Source organism: Elioraea rosea, assembly GCF_007644105.1.
In the GTDB taxonomy this organism is placed as follows: domain Bacteria; phylum Pseudomonadota; class Alphaproteobacteria; order Acetobacterales; family Acetobacteraceae; genus Elioraea_A; species Elioraea_A rosea.
In genome coordinates, this window is record NZ_VFAC01000005.1 from 72,445 (window position 1) to 91,790 (window position 19,346).

A 19,346-nucleotide genomic window follows, 5' to 3' on the forward strand; every position below is an offset into this window, starting at 1 on the left:
GCCGTGGGCTACAGGCTCGGGCGCGAACCGGTTCTCGCCCACGGCTACGCCGGTCTGGCTCCTGACCGCGGCTACGCCGCCAAGACTCTTGACCGCGGCTACGCCGCTCCGGCGATCGCCGCGGCGTCCTTCGCTTCCTGGCTCATCGGCGGCTCGCCCGGCGCCTGCTGCACGACGACCTTGCGGTAGGGGAACGGGATCTCGATTCCCACTTCGTCGAAGCGGCGCTTGTAGCGGCGGTTGAACTCGCGCGACACGGCCCATTGGCTGCCCGCGTTGGTGCGGAAGCGGCAGCGGATGATCACAGCGCTGTCCATGAACCGCTCCACGCCGAGGATCTCGAGCGGTTCGCGGATCACGTTCGCCCAGCGCGCCTCCTCGCGCATCTCCGCCCCGAGCTGGCGCAGCACCTCGACGACCTTGTCGGTATCCTCGCCGTAGGCCACGCCGATGTCGAACACCGAGAAGGCGAAGTCCTTCGTCATGTTCGAGACGGTCGTCACCGCCGAGAAGGGCACGATGTGCACTGTGCCGTCGAGGCTGCGTAGCCGGATCGAGCGGATCGAGAGCGCCTCGACCACGCCGCCCTGGCCCGCGACGTTCACCACGTCGCCCACCGCGATCGCATCCTCGGCGAGAAGGAAGATGCCGGTGATGATGTCCTGCACGAGCTTCTGCGAGCCGAAGCCGATGGCGAGACCGATGACGCCCGCGCCGGCAAGAAGCGGGGCGATGTTGACGCCCACTTCGTAGAGGATGATCAGCAGGGTCACCGCGAGGAGCACGCCGGCGAGCGCAGTGCGCAGCATCGGCAGCAGCGTGCGCACGCGCGCGGTGCGTGCCACCTCCGCATCGCGTGAGAGCTTCTGCAGGTGCCGCGCGATCGCCGAGTTGGCAGTCTCCCAGATCAGCAGGGCGATGATCACGGTGAGAACCACCGAGGCGACCGCACCGAGCACGCGCGCGCCGAGCCGGCCGGACTCGAACCAGTCGAACGCCCCGAAGCCCCAGGCCTGCAGCAGCACGATGCACGCCCCGACCCAGATCAACGAGTGGAGCGCCGTGCGCAGGACCGGCGCGTAGCGGTTCACGCGCTCCTCGAGGCCCGGATAACGGCCGACCAGATCGGGCTCGACGCGCAGCACGCGGTTGAGCACGGCGTCGACGGCGAGTTCGGCGAGCTTGGCGAAGGCGAGGACCGCCGCCGTGGTCGCGGTGAAGCGCAGCAGATGCGCGTAGCCGCCGGAGATCTGGAGCGCGGAGACGGCCCAGCCCGCGACGAGATAGAGCGCGGCGAGGATGTGCCAGACATCGGCGGCGCGGTTGCGCGCGACCGCCCACGGGCCGCGCGCATCCTCTGCCGCCCTGATCCTCTCCGCGACCGCCGTGCGGTTCTGCATGACGATCATCAGCAGGAAGATCATCAGGACCAGCTCGACGAACTTCACCACGCCGTTATGTGCGGCCTCGCCGAGGCCGAAGATCAGCATCGCCTCGGCGATCGCGTAGCCGGTGACGACCCAGACCGAGAGGCGCTTCAGCCACACCAGGCAATAGGCTGCCGTCTCGTCGCTGATCGGCAGGAGGCGAAGCCCGGGGGCTTCAGGCGCGAACAGGGCGCGACCGACGGCACGCGCAAGCCGCGCGGCAAGATAGGCATTGTTGGCGACGATCAGCAGGACGCGCTGCGAGGGCCAGCGCTCGATCGCGGTGATGATCGCGTAGCTCACGGCGGCGAAGACGACGACCGGGATCAGGTCGATCACCAGCCGAACGATGGTCAGCAGCACCCGCCAGGTGAGCGGGTGCGGCTGGTCTCCTGCGCGGAGGATGCGTCGATGCACGGGCCCGGTCGCCAGCAGGACGAGCCGTTCGGCGAGGATGCCGGCGCCGAGCACGACCGCCGCCTTCCACAACACGCTGAATGCCCGGTCACGCAGGACGGGGTCGAGCACGAAACGCTCGACCGCACCCAGGACGGCGGGAATGTCGTTGGCACTGCGGAACGCGGCGAGGGCCCAGTCGGCCGCACGGCCCAGCGCACCGGAAAGGGCGAGCAGAAGCTGCGCCAGGAGGCTCTGCGGCGCGAGTTGGATCGGCAGGGAAGAGGGTTCCTCCCCGCTCGGCGCGTCGGCGGCCTTTGCGAGACCGTCGAGCGTGGCGAGCAGCTCGTTCCGGCGCGTCTCGTCGCGCAGCATCGTGGCAAGCCGCGCGGCCTCCGCGGCTGGCAGAAGGGGCGCGGCCTGGGCGGGCGCGGCCTGAGTGGGCGGGACGGCCTCGGCGCCCTGCTGGGCAGGCCGTGCCGGCGCCGGTGCGCCAACTTGCCCTTGTGCGCTGCGCCCCTCCTCGGCCTCCGCCGCCTCGCGTGGCGACGGCGGCATGGCGGGCAGGGCCGCGGGCGGAGAGGTGGCCGGAGGGGCGGCCGGCGGAGCGGCAGCCGGAGCGGCAGCCGGAGCCTGCGCGTCAGGAACGGTCGTCTGGGCGTAGGAGGCGCCAAGCGGCCACGCCAGCGCCCAAAGCAGTGTCAGGACGGCAAGGCCTGGCCTCAGCCCGCGCATCCACATCCCCATGTCGGTTCGTGCACGGCGCGCACGGAACAGACGCAGGCGAGGGGTGTCAAGCACGCACCAGTCGCCTAGACTGCTCAACGAAATGTCATCTCACCCGCCCCACGCGTCTAAGCCATCCATTACGCTCGTCCTGCTCGCATTGCTGGGCACGCATCTCGCGGCCATGGGAGCATTCCTCGGCGTGCCCGTGCTCGCCCCGCTGATCGCGGCAGAAACCGGCATTCCGCCTGAGCTCGCCGGCATCAACGTCGCGCTCGTCTATGGCGGGTCGCTGCTCTCGACGCCGTCGACGGGCATGCTGATCTCCCGGCTCGGCCCGGTTCGGCTGTGCCAGGCCGCGCTGTTCACGATCGCGTTCGGATTGATGATCGCGACGCTCGGTCATCCCGTCGCGCTGTTCCTGTCCGCGCTCATCTGTGGCGTGGGCCACGGGCCGCTGACGCCCGCGGGAAGCCACTTGCTGCATGAGCGGGCGCCGCAGAAGAGCCGCGCGCTCGTGTTCTCCGTGAAGCAGACGGGCGTGCCCGTCGGCGCGATGGTGATCGGGCTGATCGCTCCGCCGCTCGGCCTCGCCTTCGGCTGGCGTGGCGGCATCGCCGGCCTCGCCCTGCTGGCCGTGTTCACCGCCGTGGCGCTGCAACCCCTCCGGGCATCCCTGGACGCCGACCGTGACCCCAGCCAGAAATTCGGGTTGCAAGGCGCGCGCTCGAGCCTTGGGCTGTTCCGGTCAAACCCCAAGCTCCGCGCCATCGCGCTCGTCGGCTCGGCCTACGGGGTGTCGCAGTTCTGCTTCTCCTCCTTTTTCGTGGTGTTCCAGACCGAAGCGCTGAAATACGACCTCCTGCTCGCCGGCCTGAACCTGGCCCTTGCCCAGGCCGCCGGCGCGGCCGGGCGCGTGCTCTGGGGCCTGGTCGCGGACATGACGGGGCCGATCGTGGTGCTTTCGGGCCTGGGGCTCGCCACGGCCGCCGCCGCCGTCGCGCTTGCGCTCGCCACGCCCGACTGGCCGCCTGTGCTGGTGGCGGCGGCCGGCGTCGCGATGGGCGCGACGGCCATCGGCTGGAACGGGGTGCTGCTGTCGGAGACGGCCCGTCTCGCCCCGGTCGGCCAGGTTGCGGCCGCGACGGGCATGCTCTCCTTCGTGTTCGCCCTGGCCATGCTCGTGGCGCCCCCCACCTTCTCGGGGCTTGTCCAGGTGACGGGCGCCTACGTGGCCGGGTTCGTCGCGTGCGGCATATGCGCGTTGTTCGGCGTCGCGCTGCTGGCCCCGCTGCGGCGCGCCCCGGCGGCGGGTGTGCGCGCCCCGCACCATTGAACGACCCGTCCGGGAACCTGCCGGGCGGGTGACGGCGCACCGGCGCCATGGCAGGGTCAGGGCATGGAAACGCTTCTGATCATCCTCGTCGCGGCAGCCATGCTCGCGACCCTCGGCGTGCTTCTCGCCGGCGTGTTCGGCCTCGCCCGCGGCTCCGACCCGGCGCGGAGCAACGCGCTGATGCGCTGGCGCGTCGTGCTGCAGGCCACCGCGCTCGTCCTGTTCCTCATCCTCGTCTGGGTCATCCGACGCTGAACGCAAGGCTGGGCTTGCTTGCGCAACCGGGCCTTCGCCGCTAGGGTCCGCGCCGTTTTGTTGCACGTGCGAAGAAGAGGCGCAGGCTCCACGGACCGCGCCGGACGCAGGACGGGGTGGGACCGCGGCGCGCGCCGGCCCTATTCTGCTGCCTCGCGCCCAGGAAACATGGCAGGTCAGCGATGAAGATCCTCGTCCCCGTGAAGCGGGTGGTCGACTACAACGTGAAGATCCGCGTGAAGGCGGACGGTTCGGGCGTCGACACCACGAACGTGAAGATGTCGATGAACCCGTTCGACGAGATCGCCGTGGAGGAAGCGGTGCGCCTCAAGGAGAAGGGCGCCGCGACGGAGATCGTTGCCGTCTCCGCCGGCACCGCGGCCTCGGCCGAGACGCTTCGCACCGCGCTCGCCATGGGCGCGGACAGGGGCATCCTGATCGAGACGGACGCTGAGCTTCAGCCCCTCGCCGTGGCCAAGCTCCTGAAGGCCGTCGTGGGCAAGGAGCAGCCCGGGCTCATCATCATGGGCAAGCAGGCGATCGACGACGACATGAACGCCACGGGCCAGATGCTCGCCGCGCTGCTCGGCTGGCCGCAGGGCACCTTCGCCTCGAAGATCGCGCTGGCGGATGGGCGCATCGCCGTGACGCGGGAGATCGACGGCGGGCTTGAGACGGTCGACCTCGCGCTTCCCGCGGTGGTCACGGCCGATCTCCGCCTGAACGAGCCGCGTTACGCGTCGCTTCCGAACATCATGAAAGCACGCAAGAAGCCGATCGAGACGCTGAAGCCGGACGCGCTCGGCGTCGATGTCACGCCGCGGCTGACTGTCCTGAAGGTGGAGGAGCCCGGCAAGCGCAAGGCCGGTGCGAAGGTGGCGTCGGTGTCGGAGCTTGTCTCGAAGCTCCGCACCGAGGCCAAGGTGATCTGAGGGAGGGCGCGATGGCGATCCTGGTTCTGGCCGATCACGACGGCGCCCACATCAAGCAGCCGACGCGCTCCGCGCTCGCGGCCGCGGCCGCCATCGGCGGCGAGGTGCATCTCCTTGTCGCCGGGGAGAACTGCGGTGCGGCGGCGGAGGCCGCTTCGAAGCTGCCGGGGGTGGCGAAGGTGCTGCATGCGGAGGCGCCGGCGCTCGCGCATGCGCTCGCCGAGCCGATGTCGGCCCTGCTTGCCAGGCTTGCGCCCGGCTACTCGCACCTCCTCGCCGCGGCGACGACGACGGGCAAGAACGTGATGCCGCGCCTTGGCGCGCTGCTCGACGCCCAGCCGATCTCCGACATCGCTGGCGTCGTCGATGCCGATACCTTCGTCCGCCCGATCTATGCGGGCAACGCGCTGGCGACGGTGAAGTCCTCGGACGCGACGAAGGTGATCACGGTGCGCGCGGCGAGCTTCGATCCCGTCCCGGCCGAGGGCGGGTCGGCTCCGGTCGAGAAGATCGAGGCGGCCGATGATCCCGGCCTGTCACGCTTCGTCGGGCAGGAGGTCTCCGCCTCCGAGCGTCCGGAGCTGACGGCCGCGCGCGTCGTCGTCTCGGGCGGCCGCGGCATGGGGTCGGGCGAGAACTTCAAGCTTCTCGAGGCGGTGGCCGACAAGCTCGGCGCCGCTGTCGGCGCCTCGCGGGCCGCGGTCGATGCCGGCTTCGTGCCGAACGACTACCAGGTCGGGCAGACAGGCAAGATCGTCGCTCCCGAGCTCTACATCGCCGTCGGCATCTCGGGGGCGATCCAGCACCTCGCCGGCATGAAGGACAGCAAGGTGATCGTCGCGATCAACAAGGACGAGGAGGCGCCGATCTTCCAGGTCGCCGATTACGGCCTGGTGGGCGACCTGTTCGCCGTGCTGCCCGAGCTTGCCGCAGAGCTGGAGAAGAAATGATGGCCTCCGCGATCGGCCCCCGGGCGATCAACAAGGTCGGCGTCATCGGCGCCGGCCAGATGGGCTCGGGCATCGCGCATGTCTGCGCCCTCGCCGGCCTCGACGTCGCGCTGGTCGATGTGAACGCCGCCGCCCTCGAGAAGGCGGTCGCCTCCATCGGCAAGAACATGGACCGCCAGGTGGCGAAGGGCACCGTCGCGGCCGAGGCGAAGGACGGCGCGCTCGCGCGGATCGCGACAGCGACCGACTATGCGCCCTTCGGCGACGCCGATCTCGTGATCGAGGCGGCGACCGAGAAGGCCGAGGTCAAGAAGTCGATCTTCAAGGCGCTCTGCCCGGCGCTGAAGGCCGACGCGATCATCGCGACCAACACCTCCTCCATCTCCATCACCGGCCTTGCCGCGGTGACGGACAGGCCGGCGAAGTTCATCGGCATGCACTTCATGAACCCCGTGCCGGTGATGAAGCTCGTCGAGGTGATCCGCGGCATCGCGACCGACGATGCGACGTTCGAGGCGATCGACGCGCTTGCCGCGAAGCTCGGCAAGACCACCGCGGTCTCGGCCGATTTCCCCGGCTTCATCGTCAACCGCATACTTGTGCCGATGATCAACGAGGGCGTCTACGCGCTGCAGGAAGGCGTGGGCGACGTCGCCTCGATTGATACGGCGATGAAGCTCGGCGCCAACCACCCCATGGGGCCGCTCGAGCTCGCCGACCTGATCGGCCTCGACACCTGCCTCTCGATCATGCAGGTGCTGCACGAAGGACTCGGCGACAGCAAGTACCGACCCTCGCCCCTGTTGGTGAAATACGTCGAGGCAGGTTGGTTGGGGCGCAAGACGGGGCGCGGCTTCTACGACTATTCCTCGACGCCGCCGAAGCCGACACGATGAAACACCGCCGGAACGGGGCGGTTGCCGCATCGTTCCGGTGCAGTGATCTGGATCACAGAAATTCGGCGCGGCGCCGGCGCACACTCCCCTCACACCGGATGAGGGCGAGAGACATGCGACAGAACACGACGATACCAGTGGATGTTCGGCTCGCGATGCTACGCGATGCCGTCGCCATGCTTGACCCGCGGCGCAACCCGGGAACGCGAGCCGAGGCCGCCGCCGTGCTCTGCGAGTCGCTCGTGGCCGAAGGGGCACGCGCCAACAACCGCCGCCTCATCGCCGAGGCCCTGATGCTCGCAGCGGAGACGGTCGCCGAGCAGCCGTTGCCCGCAGTGGCGCGCGGCGCGCTCCTCGATGCGATGCGCGATGCCGCCGGGCTGCTTACGGACCGGTACGAGGAGGAGATGACCGCGGCGTTCGGCCTCGCCGCAGCATCTCCGCAGAAGCAGCGGCGCCGCCCGGCCGTGCGCACGGCGCGGTAGCGGGGTCTCAAGCGTTCATCCCATCACCGAAACCACGCGCAGGACGTCCCGCGCGTCCGCACCCCAACCTCTCCGCTCCTGGTAGGATCGCCGCTCGGTGACGATGCGGAGGCGGACTCGTGTCTGCAGGGCATGAAGCAGTATCGTGGCGCGACCGCTGGCAGGCACGCTACAGAACCGGCGCCTGGCTGTTCGGCGAGGAGCCGAACGAGTGGCTTCGCTCGAATGCCTGGCGCCTCAGGCCCGGCATGCGCGCCCTTTGTCCCGGCGAGGGCGAGGGCCGCAATGCCGTGTTCCTCACCTCGCTCGGCCTCGACGTCACCGCCGTCGACTTCGCTCCCGCCGCGCTCGCCCATGCGCGTGACCTCGCCGCGCGGCAGGGCGTCGCCATCGCCACCGTCGAGGCCGACCTCGCGCGCTGGGCCTGGCCGGAGGCGGCGTTCGATCTCGTCGCGCTGATCTTCGTCCAGCTTTCCGCCGATGAGCGTGGTCCGGTCCATCGCGGCGCCATGCGGTCGCTCGCGCCAGGCGGACTGCTCGTTCTCGAGGCGTTCGGGCGCGGCCCGGTGCGAGCCTGCGGCCCGCGCGGGGAGGAGAGCCGCTACGACGCGACCATGCTCGAGGCAGATTTCGCCGGCCTCGAGACGCTCGCGCTCACGGAGGGCACGGTGCGGCTTGCGGAGGGCGAGGGCCATCGCGGTCCTGCATCCGTGGTTCGCCTCCTGGCGCAGAAGCCGAATTGATGGAATCGTGCCGGCCAACGGCGCACGCGCGATGCGCCGAGACAGGAAGGGGAATCCGTCATGCCGGCCCGCCGTCGTTCGCTTCTAGCCGCCCCGCTTGTGCTTGCCCTGCCCGCACGCGCCCAAGCCCAATGGCAGCCGACGCGGCCGGTGCAGCTCATCGTCGGCTTCGCGCCGGGCGGCGGATCCGACGTGATCGCGCGGGTGATCGCGCAGGCCGCTGCGCCGCTCTATCCGCAGCCACTTGTGGTGATGAACCGGCCCGGCGCGGGAGGCGGCATCGCGGCCGAGGCAGTGGCGCGCGCCGAGGCCGATGGCCACACGCTTCTGCTCGCCGGCGGCTCGGAAAGCACGTCGATCCCGGCGCACAGGCAGGTTCCGTATGATCCAAAGCGGAGCTTCCGCACCATCATCCGGCTGACGCGCAACGGGCAGTTCATCGTCGCAAAGGGCAACGGCCGCTTCCGCACGATGCAGGACGTGATCGCCGCGGCGAAGGAGAAGCCGGAGGCGGTGACGCACGCCTCGGCCGGGGCGGGCACGCTCTCGCACAGCCTCTTCCTCGTGCTCGGCCGGGAGGCCGGCGTGCAGTTCCTGCACGTGCCCTTCCAGGGCGGCGGCCCCAGCCTGCAGGCCGTCGTCGCCGGCCAGGTGGACGTGTCCGTCGCAGCGCCCGAGGAGATGCGCGGCCTCGTCGATTCGGGCGATCTCCGCGTGCTGGCCGTCGCCTCGCGCGAGCGCGCGCCGCTCTACCCCGATGCGCCGACGCTCGCCGAGCTCGGCTACCCCGTTTTCGTCGAGAACATGAAGGGCTGGGTCGGCCCGGCAGGGATGACCGACGCGATGGTCGCCTTTCATCACGACAGGATGCGCCAGGCCATGGGTTCGGATGCCTGGAAGCAGTTCATGCAGCGAACCGGCGAGCCGGACGGATACGCGGACGGGCCCGGCTTCCAGCGCGACATGGACGAGCTGCTTGACCGCATCGCCGCGTCGGTTCGCGCGACCTGACGGAGAGGGAACACCTGATGCAGCCTCTTGCCGCCGGCGACACCGTCGCCTTCGTCGGGCTCGGCACCATGGGCGTGTCGATGGCCGGGAACATCGCGCGCGCGGGGTTCCGGCTCGTCGTGCACAGCCGCACGAAGGCGAAGGCCGACGCCCTCCTCGCCGCAGGCGCGCGCTGGGCCGCAACGCCCGCCGAAGCGGCCAAGGGAGCGCAGGCCGTCTGCCTCTGCGTTCCCGACGCGCCGGATGTCGAGGCGGTGCTGTTCGGCGCCGGCGGCGCGGCGGAGGGGCTGGGCCAGGGCGCGATCGTGATCGACTTCTCGACGATCGCGCCCTCCCCCGCCGCTTCCTTCGCGCAACGGCTCGGCGGGCAGGGCGTGGCGATGCTCGACAGCCCTGTCTCCGGCGGGCCGAAGGGCGCGGCGGACGGCACGCTCACCTGCATGGTCGGCGGCGAGCGCGCGGCCTTCGACGCCGCGGCGACGCTGTTCTCCGCCGTGGGCAAGACGATCACCTATCTCGGGCCAGCGGGCTCTGGGCAGGTATGCAAGGCGGCAAACCAGCTCATCATCTGCGCCGCGATGCAGGCCGCCGCCGAAGGGCTCGCGCTCGGCGCCAAGGCGGGGCTCGATGTCGAGGCGATGCGCCAGGCCCTGCTCGGCGGCAGCGCGCGCTCTGCCGTGCTCGAGAACCATGCCGTGCGCATGCTGAAGGAGAGCTTCTCGCCGCCGAACTTCCGCGCCGCCCTGATGCGCAAGGACATCCGCATCGCGCTCGAGGCCGTGCAGGCGCACGGGGTGTTCGCCCCGGCAACGGCGCATGTGGCGCAGATGTTCGAGGCGATCGCCAACCAGGGCAGGGCGGACCAGGACTGCACCGTGCTGGGCCAGCTCGTCGCCGAACTGTCGGGGCTGCCCCGCCTGAAGGGCTGACGGCTCCGGCTTGGCGGGAGCGGCCCGGCGGGTGATGCTGCCGCTTCGGCATGCACGCGCCACCGCCCCCCGCCCCAGCCCCTTACGGCCGCATCACGCGCATGTCGCTGCCGACGATCGGCGTCGCCTTCGCACAGGCCGCGTGCCAGACCGTCGAGGTCGCCTTCATCGGCCGCCTCGGTACCGAGGTCCTGGCGGCCTACGCGCTCGTGCTGCCGCTGCTTCTGCTGATGCAGATGATGTCCACGGGTGCGATGGGCGGCGGCGTCTCCTCCGCCATCGCCCGCGCGCTCGGAGCCGGGCGGCGCGAGGAGGCGTCAGACCTTGTTCTGCATGCGGGCCTGATCGGCCTCTTCATGGGGCTTCTCTTCACGCTGGTGATCGAAACGTCCGGGCCGGCCATCTTCCGCGCCATGGGCGGGTCGGAGGCGGCGGTGATGCACGCCACCACCTATGCCCGCATCCTGTTCGCCGGAAGCGTGCTCGTGTGGCTCGCCAACACGCTCGGCGCGGTGCTGCGCGGGGCGGGCAACATGCGCCTTCCCGCCCTGATCATGGTGGTCGGCTGGGCGTTCGATGCGGCGCTGTCGATCTTCCTCCTCACGCAGACGCGCCTCGGTATCGCCGGCGCGGCCATCGCCTATGTCGCGACCTTCCTCGCCTCCTGCGCGGCAATGGTCGTCGCCATCCTGCGCGGCGGGGCGGGGTTCGTGCCGTCGCTTCGCGCGCGGCTCGACGGCGCGCTGTTCAAGCGCATCCTCTCGGTCGGGCTGATCGCCTCGATGATGGCGGCGATCGCGAACCTGACGACCATCTTCGTCACCGCGCTCGTCTCGCGGCACGGCTCGGCCGCCATCGCTGCCTACGGCGTCGGCGTACGCCTCGAGTTCCTGATGATCCCGCTCGCCTACGGCATCGGTGCCGCGCTGACCGCGCTCGTCGGCATGCGCGTCGGCGCCGGTGACTGGGCGGGCGCGCGCATCACCGCCTGGCGTGGTGCGGCGCTTGCCGGCGTGATCTCGGGGATGATCGGCGCGATGGTGACGGCCTTCCCCACCCCCTTCGCGCGCGCCTTCGCGGCTGACCCCGCGGTGCAGGAGGCCATCCGGCTCTACCTCGTCATTGTCGGCCCTGCCTTCGCCGCGCTCGGCGTCGGCATGGCGCTCTACTTCGCCTCGCAGGGCGCGGGGCGGATGCGCCTTCCCTTCGTCGCGAGCCTCGCGCGCATCACCGTTGCGGTGGCGGGAGGAAGCTGGGCGGGAGACCGGTTCGGCCTGCCTGGGCTGTTTGCGGCGGTGGCCGCCGCGCTCGCGAGCTATGGTCTGATCGTCGCCTCATCGGTCACGCCGCGCGTGTGGTCAGGCCGGGGAGCATAGGGGAGGGCGCGATGTGGGACGATCTCTGGCTCGGCGCAACGGTGGCGACGATGCAGGGCGACGGCCTCGGCCTCATCGAGGAGGGCGCGGTCGCGGCGAAGGATGGGCGCATCGCCTTCGCGGGCCCTGCGGGGTCGCTTCCCGGCCCCGCCTTGTCGCTTGCCCGCCGCGTCCATGACGTTAGCGGAACGCTCATGACGCCGGGGCTCGTCGACTGCCATACGCATCTCGTCTTCGGCGGCGATCGCATCGCAGAGTTCCGGCTTTCGCTCGCCGGCGCGACACGGGCGGAAATTGCCGCCTCCGGAGGCGGCATCGTCGCGACGATGCGCGCAACCCGCGCTGCCTCCGAGGCGCAGCTGCTCGAGGGCGCGCGCGGGAGGCTTCGCTGCCTGATGGCAGAGGGCGTGACGACGGTCGAGATCAAGTCTGGCTACGGGCTCGACCGGGAGACGGAACTCCGCATGCTCCGCGTCGCGCGGCGCCTCGGCCGCGAGGAAGGCATCCGCGTCGTCACCTCCTTCCTCGGCGCGCACGCGCTGCCGCCCGAGTATACGGGACGCCCGGACGACTATCTCGATTTCCTGGCCGAGGACGTGCTCCCCGCGGCACACGCGGAAGCCCTCGTGGACATGTGCGACGGTGGCATCGAGGGGCTCTCGATCCCGAGGGAGGCGATGCTCCGCCTCTACGCGAAGGCCACGGCGCTGGGCCTGCCGCTGCGCGGGCACACCGACCAGTATCGCGATGTCGGCGGCGCGGCCGCCTACGCCGCGCTCGGCGCGCGCTCGGCCGACCATCTCGAGTACGCCAACGAGGCAGGCATCGAGGCGATGGGGCGTGCCGGCACGACCGCGGTGCTCCTGCCTGGCTCCACTCTCTTCCTGCGCGAGACCGAGCGCCCGCCCGTCGCGCTGTTCCGCAAGCACGGCGTGCGCATGGCGATCGCGACCAACTGCAACCCCGGCTCCTCGCCCACGCGCTCGCCGCTTCTCGTGCTCGCCCTGGCAGCGACGATGTTCCGCCTCACGCCAGAGGAAGCGCTGCGCGGCTACACGGCCGAGGCCGCGCGCGTGCTTGCCCGCGAGAACGAGGTCGGCACCATAGCGGAAGGCTTCGCGGCCGACCTTGCCATCTGGAACGTGAAGGACCTCGCAGAGCTCTGCTACTGGCTCGGCGGCAATCCGCTTCGCGCTGTGGTGCGCGGGGGCATCACCGCCTGAGCGGTCACGCCCAGCCGAGCGCAGGCGGCACGGCGGCAAGCGTCTCGAGCGGGAGGTGGCAGGCAATGCGGTGCCCCTTCTTCGGCTCGAGCACGGGAGGGACAACGGTGTCGCACACCGGCCCGATGCGCCGCGGGCAGCGATGCGCGAACGGGCATCCCCCCGCTCCTGCAGCGGAGGATACATCGCCCGCAAGGCGAATCCGCGCCGCCGCACGGCCGGAGGAGCCGACGAGCGGCACGGCAGAGAGAAGCGCCTCCGTGTACGGGTGATAGGGCGGTGCGAGCACGGCGCGGGCCGGTCCCTCCTCGACCACCTTGCCGCGATACATCACGGCGATCCGGTCAGCCACATGGGCGATCACGCCGATGTCGTGACTGATGAAGAGATAGGCGACGCCGAGCCTGTCGCGCAGGTCATCGAGCAGGTTGAGCACGGCGGCCTGGACCGACACATCGAGCGCCGAGACGGCCTCGTCGCACACCAGGAAATCGGGCCGCGAGGCGAGCGCGCGGGCAATGCCGATGCGCTGCTTCTCGCCGCCAGACAACTGGTGCGGATAGCGGCCGCGATAGGCGGGCGAGAGCCGGACGAGCTCGAGCAGGCGATCGACCTCCGCGTCCGCCTCCGCGCCGCGGGCGATGCCGAACAGCGTGACGGGACGGCGGATGATCTCCGCGACCGTCTTGCGCGGGTTCAACGAGCTGTCGGGGTTCTGGAACACGATCTGCGCGCGACGACGAAAGGCCGCGCCGGGCTTGTCGGGCACGAGCTCGCCGGCGAAGCGAAGAGTTCCGCTATCGGAAGCGATCAGGCGAAGCACGAGGCGCCCGAGCGTCGTCTTGCCACAGCCCGATTCCCCGACGAGGCCAAGCACCTCGCCTGCGCGCACCGAGAGTGTCACGCCATCGACGGCGCGCACCTCCGCCTGCGGCGCGAGGCGGGGAATGCCGTTGCGGAAACTCAATCGCCCAAGCAGGCCACCGAGCGCGAAGCTGCGCGACAGGCCCTCGGCGGCGAGGAGGATGTCGCCCTCCCCCCGGTGCCGGCGGACCGCTTCATCGGGAACCGGCCAGATGAGGTTCTCGCCCGCCTTGTGGCAACGCGCGAGCCGGCTCGCATCGGCGCCACTGCGGACGGGGGCGAGCACCTGTGGCGCTGCGCAGGCGGGTTCGGCAAAGGCGCAGCGGGCGCGGAAATTGCAGCCGGGGTCGGGCTGGGTGAGGTCAGGCAATCCGCCCGGAATCGGAACGAGCCGCCCGATCCGCCCGCGATCCGCACGCGGCAGGGCGCCGAGCAGGCCGCGCGTGTAGGGATGCGACGGGACGCCGAGAAGTGCCTCTGCTGGTCCCTGTTCGACCACGCGGCCGGCATACAGCACGGTGAGGTCGTCGCAGAGCCGGTCGACGATGCCGAGATTGTGGCTGACGAGAAGAAGCGACAAGCCGCGTGATTTGCGCAGCCCCTCGAGCAGGTCGAGGATCTGCGCCTCGACCGTCACGTCGAGCGCCGTCGTCGGCTCATCGAGAAGCAGGAGGTCGGGTTCGCACGCGAGCGCTCCGGCGATCACCGCACGCTGCTTCATCCCCCCCGAGAGCTGGTGCGGATAGGCGCGCGCGACGGCCTCGGCACGCGGCAGCCCGACCTCGGACAGGAGAGAAACCGCACGCGCCGCCGCATCCTCCTGCGACATGCCGCGGTGCAGGACGAGCGGCTCGGCGACCTGCGAGCCGACCGTGAGCGCGGGGTTCAGCGCGGCGGACGGGTCCTGGAACACCACGCCGATCCGCCTGCCGCGCAACGCCGGCGCTTCGGCGAAGAGATCATGCCCATCGAACCGGGCAGCCGCAGCGGTGACGCGCGCACCCTCGCCGAGCAGGCCGAGGATGGCGAGCACGACCGAGGACTTGCCCGAGCCGCTTTCGCCGACGAGGCCCATCGCGCCGCCCTTGGGGATCGCGAGCGAAACGTCCTGGAGCGCGGCGAGCGGCCCGCGCCCCGTGGCGTAGGTGACGGACAGCGCATCGAGGGAGAGTAGCGGCGCGTCAGCCACGGCCGCGCAGCCTCGGGTCAAGCAGTTCGCGCAAGCCCTCGCCGAGGAGGTTCACGGCGATGAGCAGAATGCAGAGGCAGAGGCCAGGGGCGAGGCCGATCCACGGCGCCTGCTCGATGAAGGGGCGGCTCTCTGCGATCATCAGGCCCCACTCGCTCGCCGGCGGCTGCGCGCCGAGGCCGAGGAAGGACAGGGCAGAGCCGAGCAGGATGGCGAAGGTGATGCGCAGCGCCGTCTCGACGATGATAGGCGGCCAGGCATTCGGCAGGATGTCGACGGCGAGGATCCAGGCCGCGCTCTCGCCCCGCGCCCGCGCCGCCTGCACGAAATCCTCCGCGAGCAGGCCAAGACCGACGGCACGGACGATGCGCGTCATGATCGGGACGTAGACGAGGCCGACGGCGACGACCGTCTTCCACAAGGCGGGCTCGGTAACGGCGAGCACGAGAAGCCCGAGCAGGATGGGCGGGACGGAAATCAGCACGTCCACCGCGCGCATGATCGCCTCGCTCAGCCACCCGCGGTCGAACGCAGCGATCAGCCCGAGCGGAATGCCGAAGGCGAGCGACAGCGCCGTTGCGCCGAAGCCCATCGCGAGCGAGTAGTGCGCGCCCGCAAGCACGCGCGAGAACACGTCGCGGCCGAACTCGTCGGTGCCGAACCAGAACGTTCCCGACGGCGGCTGGAGCCTGTTGCGTACCGAGAAGGCATCGGGATCGTAGGGGACGATCCAGGGGCCGAGCACGGCGAGCAGCGCAATCGCGCCGACGATGATCCCACCCCAGACGAGCGCGCCCGGAATCGCCCGGCGCCTGACGGCCACCGCGCCGCTCATGCCGCAGCGCGCCCGTAGCGGATGCGCGGGTTGAGGAACGCATAGAGGATGTCCGCCACCAGGTTGGCGACGGCATAGACGGTGGTGACCACCATCATCCCGGCCATCAGGAGCGGCACGTCATGGTTCTCGATCGCGAAGATCAGGAGCCGCCCAAGGCCGGGATAGGCGAACACCGTCTCGACGACGACGATGCCGCCGATGAGGATGCCGACATCGACGGCGAGGACCGTCACCGTCGGCAGGAGCGCGTTTGGAAGCGCATGGCGGCGAAGCACGAGCCGCTCCGGCACGCCGCGGGCGCGCGCGGCGAGAACGTAGCCGCTATCCAGGGTCTCGAGCATGGAGGAGCGCGTCAGGCGCGACACATGCGCGATCAGGCCGCTGACGAGCGTGAACACCGGCAGGATCAGGTGCACGCCCCAGCCGACGAGCCCGCCCTCGGCAAGCGGCGTGTAGCCGGTTGCCGGCAGCCAGCCGAGCCAGGCGGCGAAGAAGAGGATGAGCAGGATACACCAGAAGAACTCGGGCACGGCAATGAAGAAGTACTGGAGCAGCGTCAGCAGCCGGTCCGACAGCGTGCCCTTGTGCACGGCGGAGTGGATGCCGAGCGCGATGCCGATGATGGCGACGAGCACGATCGAGATGCCGGCGAGGATGGCAGAGCGGCCGAGCGCCTCGGCGATCAGCGGGCCGGCCGGCCTGTCCATCACCAGCGACTGGCCAAAATCACCGCCGAGCAGGCCGGTGAACCACCGCCAGTACTGGACGTAGATCGGATCATTGAGCCCGAGCCGCGCCTCGAGCGTGGCGATGGCATCGGCCGTCGCATACTCGCCGAGGATCATGTAGGCGACGTTGCCGGGCAGGAGATGCACGATGCCGAAGATCAGCAGCGTCATCGCCCACAGAACACCCAGCACGGCGACGAGGCGGCGCGCGATATAGCTTGCCATGACGCGCGCCGCCTTCCCGTACCTTCGTCTCGCTTCGCCTCAGGCGCCGATCGAACCGCGGCGGAGATCGAACCACCGCATCGGGTGCGTGGCCACATCGCGCACCGATGCGCGGTAGGCGCAGGCGAAGTTCACCGAATAGGCAAAGAAGCCAGGCGGGTCGGCTGCAAGCGCCCGCTGCATGGCCAGATACTCGACCTTCTGCTTCTCCGGGTCGCCCGTCAGCCTTGCGGCGGCAAGGGCACGATCGACCTCGGCGTTCTTGTAGTGCCACAGGCGCGCGTTCCAGCTGCCCTCCGAGTGGAGGAACGGGTGCGTTCCCGTATCGAGCGTCGGCCGCGCGAAGTAGCCGTCGATGTAGAACGGTGCCTTGCCCGAGACCTCCGCGTTGTAGCGCGCGAAGGGAACGCGCTGGATCTCGATGTCGAACCCGGCGGGGCGGGCGAGCTGCTGCAGCGTCACGCCAAGCCGCTCGCGGATCGGCCGCCCGACCGGCACGACCAGCGGCACCTTCACCCCGTTGCGATGCCCGGCCTCGGCGAGAAGCCGCCGCGCTGCAGCGGGATCGGCCTTCTGCTGCTCGATATCGGTTGCGAAGAACGGGTGGTTCGGCGGGATCGGGCTGAAGGTCGGCGCCCCCTCGCCGAACAGGGTGAGCTCGACCACGTCCCGCTTGTCGACGGCAATGTGGAAGGCACGGCGCACGCGGGCATCGTTGAACGGCGCGATGCCGTTGTGCATGATCGCCGCATCCCAGGATCCCGTCGGCACGCTCTCGATGCGCAGCGCCGAGTTGCCCGAAAGCGGCTTCACCTGCTCTGGCGGAATGTCCCACACCACCTCGACGTCGCCGGCCTGGAGCGCGGCAAGCCGTACGCTCATCTCCGGAACGATGCGCAGTTCCACCTGGTCGAACCGCGGCTGGCCCTGCTCGAAATAGTCCGGGTTCCGGGCAAGGATCATGCGGTCGCCCGGCGTGTAGCTCCGCATCACGAACGGGCCGGTGCCGACGGGCGCGGTCGCGAGCTGCTCGATCCCGTCATGCGGAACGATCTTCACCTGCCGGTCAGACAGGATGTCGGCGAAGCCGCCATAGGGATAGGAGAGCCGGAAGATCACCGTGTACGGGTCGGGCGCCTCCATCTTGTCGATCATCGTGTAGTTGGTCCGCGGCGCGGCGGCGGTGGCGGGATCGAGGATGCGCTCATACGTCGCGATCACGTCGCGGGCCGTCATCTCGCGGCCGTTGTGGAACTTCACGCCGCGGCGAAGCGTGAACGTCCAGGTCTTCAGATCCTCGCTGTAGGCCCACTTCTCCGCGAGCTCGGGCTCGACCGCGAGGTCCTCGCGCATGCGCGTGAGCCCGTTGAAGACGAGGTTGTCGTAGATGTACTCCTCGCCGATCGTCGTCTTCGCCGGGTCGAGCGTGCGCAGCGACGCGCCGACGGCGATGCGAAGCGTGCCGCCGCCTGCCTGGGCGCGGGCGGCCGTGGAGAGAACGAAAGGCGCGGCAAGCGCCGCCGCACCGAGATCGCGTCGCGTCAGTCTCACCATGGAAGCCTCCTGTTTCTCGTGGGCGGCGGTGCCGCCGTTCGGATCAAGACGATCCCTTGGCGCGGTTCGGTTCGACCGCGCGGATCACGAACTCCTCCATCCAGGGCCGGTATTCTTCCCACAGCGCGCGCAGCCGCTCGATCGGGTCTTCGCCGGAATCGATGCGCAGGTCGACGAGCGGGAACACCTCGCGGTCGACCACGAGCAGGCTCGCCGACAGCACGGGCCCGTGCTCGCCTCCCGCAGCAAGCCCGGCCTCGAGGCCGCGAAGCAGGCGCTCGGCCAGGTGCGCCGAGGGGTCCGCGCCGAAGGCATCGGCCATCGCCTGCGGCACGCGGTCATTGGCGAGGATGTTGCCGATCGCGATGCAATCGGCTGCGTGGCCCGCTCCCGAGGCCGGCTTCACATGCTTGCCGTGGAACACCGCCGTGCGGCCCTCGCCATCGATGACCGCGAGCTGCCGCCACCCATGGTCGGGTGTGGAGGCGACGAGGGCATCGATCGTTTCCTGCGCCGTGCAACCAGAGCGAAGCAGGGCGAGCCCACGCGGCCCGAGGCGGGGATCGGTACGGTGCTGCGTGAGTACGGCGCCGACGCCGGCCGCCGCGAACGGCACGCGGGAGCCGACGGCGATGTTCGACGTCGACACCGCGGCACCGAGCTGTCCCGTGCGGGAACAGCGCCCGATCAGAGAGAACGTCATCGCCTGCTACCTCGCTCGTGCCGTTCGTTGCGCGGCACATTCAGTCCCCCGGGTATTCAAGTCAGCCATGCTGCGCTTGTCCACCCCTTGTGTGACCGGCGCATCGGTGCTGCGATCGTCCACGGAACGAACGGCACGAGGGGAGGCGACGATGGCGCACACGCGGCTTCGCAAGTTCAACACGCGCGATGTGTACGGCCCGCAGGCGCTGGACAACGACGTGTGCATGGTTGTGCGCGCCGGCAACCACGTCTATCTGCGCGGCCAGACGGGGTTCGATCTCGAGAACAATTTCGTCGGCGTGGGTGACCCGGCCGCGCAGACCGAGCAGGCGATGAAGAACGTGAAGGTGCTGCTCGAGGAGGCGGGCGCGAGGCTCGAGCATATCTGCCAGCTCCACATCTACCTGCTTGACCGGAACCACCGCAGCCTCGTCTATCCCGTGATCGGGCGGCACCTGAAGGGCGTGCATCCGGTGATGACCGGGCTGATCATCGCGGGGCTGGCCATCCCCGAGATGCTCGTCGAGATCGACGTGACGGCGGTGATCGCCTGAACGG

18 protein-coding genes are annotated in these 19,346 nt (G+C 70.2%); 12 read left to right on the top strand and 6 right to left on the bottom strand.

Translation table 11 applies throughout. The features are described from left to right. Nucleotides 1-98 precede the first annotated feature (98 nt). The gene (locus tag FIF60_RS05570) at nt 99-2,624 is read right to left on the bottom strand and encodes a mechanosensitive ion channel domain-containing protein (RefSeq protein ID WP_158639077.1); all 2,526 of its coding nucleotides are present in this window, start codon (nt 2,622-2,624) and stop codon (nt 99-101) included. A gap of 28 nt (nt 2,625-2,652) precedes the next feature. On the opposite strand from FIF60_RS05570, the gene FIF60_RS05575 reads away from it, so the two are divergent. The 11 genes from FIF60_RS05575 to hutI all read left to right on the top strand — a co-directional run bounded on the left by FIF60_RS05575 (nt 2,653) and on the right by hutI (nt 12,685). Next, nucleotides 2,653-3,885: an MFS transporter gene (locus FIF60_RS05575; RefSeq protein WP_275426712.1), complete on the top strand. Its 1,233-nt coding sequence runs from the start codon at nt 2,653-2,655 to the stop codon at nt 3,883-3,885. Between the two features lie 63 nt (nt 3,886-3,948). Beyond that, complete coding sequence (locus FIF60_RS05580) at nt 3,949-4,140, top strand: twin transmembrane helix small protein (protein WP_144184695.1); 192 nt, start codon at nt 3,949-3,951, stop codon at nt 4,138-4,140. Nucleotides 4,141-4,322: 182 nt separating this feature from the next. Next, nucleotides 4,323-5,072 (top strand): electron transfer flavoprotein subunit beta/FixA family protein, encoded by a 750-nt coding sequence (locus FIF60_RS05585; RefSeq protein WP_144184697.1) that lies wholly within the window; start codon nt 4,323-4,325, stop codon nt 5,070-5,072. 11 nt (nt 5,073-5,083) lie between these two features. Then, on the top strand, nt 5,084-6,022 hold the full coding sequence (locus FIF60_RS05590; protein WP_144184699.1) for an electron transfer flavoprotein subunit alpha/FixB family protein: 939 nt from the start codon (nt 5,084-5,086) through the stop codon (nt 6,020-6,022). Next, complete coding sequence (locus FIF60_RS05595) at nt 6,022-6,918, top strand: 3-hydroxybutyryl-CoA dehydrogenase (protein ID WP_144184701.1); 897 nt, start codon at nt 6,022-6,024, stop codon at nt 6,916-6,918. The genes FIF60_RS05590 and FIF60_RS05595 overlap by 1 nt, the downstream gene beginning before the upstream one ends. Before the next feature lie 113 nt (nt 6,919-7,031). Continuing rightward, complete coding sequence (locus tag FIF60_RS05600) at nt 7,032-7,403, top strand: hypothetical protein (protein WP_144184703.1); 372 nt, start codon at nt 7,032-7,034, stop codon at nt 7,401-7,403. Nucleotides 7,404-7,522: 119 nt separating this feature from the next. Then, nucleotides 7,523-8,146, top strand: a complete 624-nt coding sequence (locus FIF60_RS05605; RefSeq protein WP_144184705.1) for a class I SAM-dependent methyltransferase — start codon at nt 7,523-7,525, stop codon at nt 8,144-8,146. A gap of 60 nt (nt 8,147-8,206) precedes the next feature. Beyond that, on the top strand, nt 8,207-9,157 hold the full coding sequence (locus FIF60_RS05610; protein WP_144184706.1) for a Bug family tripartite tricarboxylate transporter substrate binding protein: 951 nt from the start codon (nt 8,207-8,209) through the stop codon (nt 9,155-9,157). A gap of 17 nt (nt 9,158-9,174) precedes the next feature. Then, complete coding sequence (locus tag FIF60_RS05615; protein ID WP_144184708.1) at nt 9,175-10,086, top strand: NAD(P)-dependent oxidoreductase; 912 nt, start codon at nt 9,175-9,177, stop codon at nt 10,084-10,086. Between the two features lie 101 nt (nt 10,087-10,187). Then, nucleotides 10,188-11,462 carry an MATE family efflux transporter gene (locus tag FIF60_RS05620; protein WP_239451505.1) on the top strand — a complete coding sequence of 425 codons (1,275 nt, stop codon included), beginning with the start codon at nt 10,188-10,190 and terminating at the stop codon, nt 11,460-11,462. An 11-nt stretch (nt 11,463-11,473) separates the two neighbouring features. Further along, the gene (hutI, locus tag FIF60_RS05625) at nt 11,474-12,685 is read left to right on the top strand and encodes an imidazolonepropionase (protein ID WP_144184712.1); all 1,212 of its coding nucleotides are present in this window, start codon (nt 11,474-11,476) and stop codon (nt 12,683-12,685) included. Nucleotides 12,686-12,689: 4 nt separating this feature from the next. Here hutI and FIF60_RS05630 read toward each other — a convergent pair whose 3' ends face one another. Genes FIF60_RS05630 through FIF60_RS05650 form a run of 5 tightly spaced genes read right to left on the bottom strand, consistent with a single transcriptional unit; the run spans nt 12,690 to nt 18,786 of the window. Beyond that, complete coding sequence (locus FIF60_RS05630; protein WP_158639079.1) at nt 12,690-14,738, bottom strand: dipeptide ABC transporter ATP-binding protein; 2,049 nt, start codon at nt 14,736-14,738, stop codon at nt 12,690-12,692. After that, complete coding sequence (locus tag FIF60_RS05635; protein WP_144184716.1) at nt 14,731-15,573, bottom strand: ABC transporter permease; 843 nt, start codon at nt 15,571-15,573, stop codon at nt 14,731-14,733. The genes FIF60_RS05630 and FIF60_RS05635 overlap by 8 nt, the downstream gene beginning before the upstream one ends. Continuing rightward, the gene (locus tag FIF60_RS05640; protein WP_144184718.1) at nt 15,570-16,529 is read right to left on the bottom strand and encodes an ABC transporter permease; all 960 of its coding nucleotides are present in this window, start codon (nt 16,527-16,529) and stop codon (nt 15,570-15,572) included. Before FIF60_RS05640 ends, FIF60_RS05635 begins: the two co-directional genes overlap by 4 nt. 39 nt (nt 16,530-16,568) lie before the next feature. Next, nucleotides 16,569-18,083 carry an ABC transporter substrate-binding protein gene (locus FIF60_RS05645; protein ID WP_144184720.1) on the bottom strand — a complete coding sequence of 505 codons (1,515 nt, stop codon included), beginning with the start codon at nt 18,081-18,083 and terminating at the stop codon, nt 16,569-16,571. A gap of 43 nt (nt 18,084-18,126) precedes the next feature. Next, complete coding sequence (locus FIF60_RS05650) at nt 18,127-18,786, bottom strand: DUF1028 domain-containing protein (RefSeq protein WP_144184722.1); 660 nt, start codon at nt 18,784-18,786, stop codon at nt 18,127-18,129. Between the two features lie 151 nt (nt 18,787-18,937). On the opposite strand from FIF60_RS05650, the gene FIF60_RS05655 reads away from it, so the two are divergent. After that, complete coding sequence (locus FIF60_RS05655; protein WP_144184724.1) at nt 18,938-19,342, top strand: Rid family hydrolase; 405 nt, start codon at nt 18,938-18,940, stop codon at nt 19,340-19,342. Nucleotides 19,343-19,346: the final 4 nt, after the last annotated feature.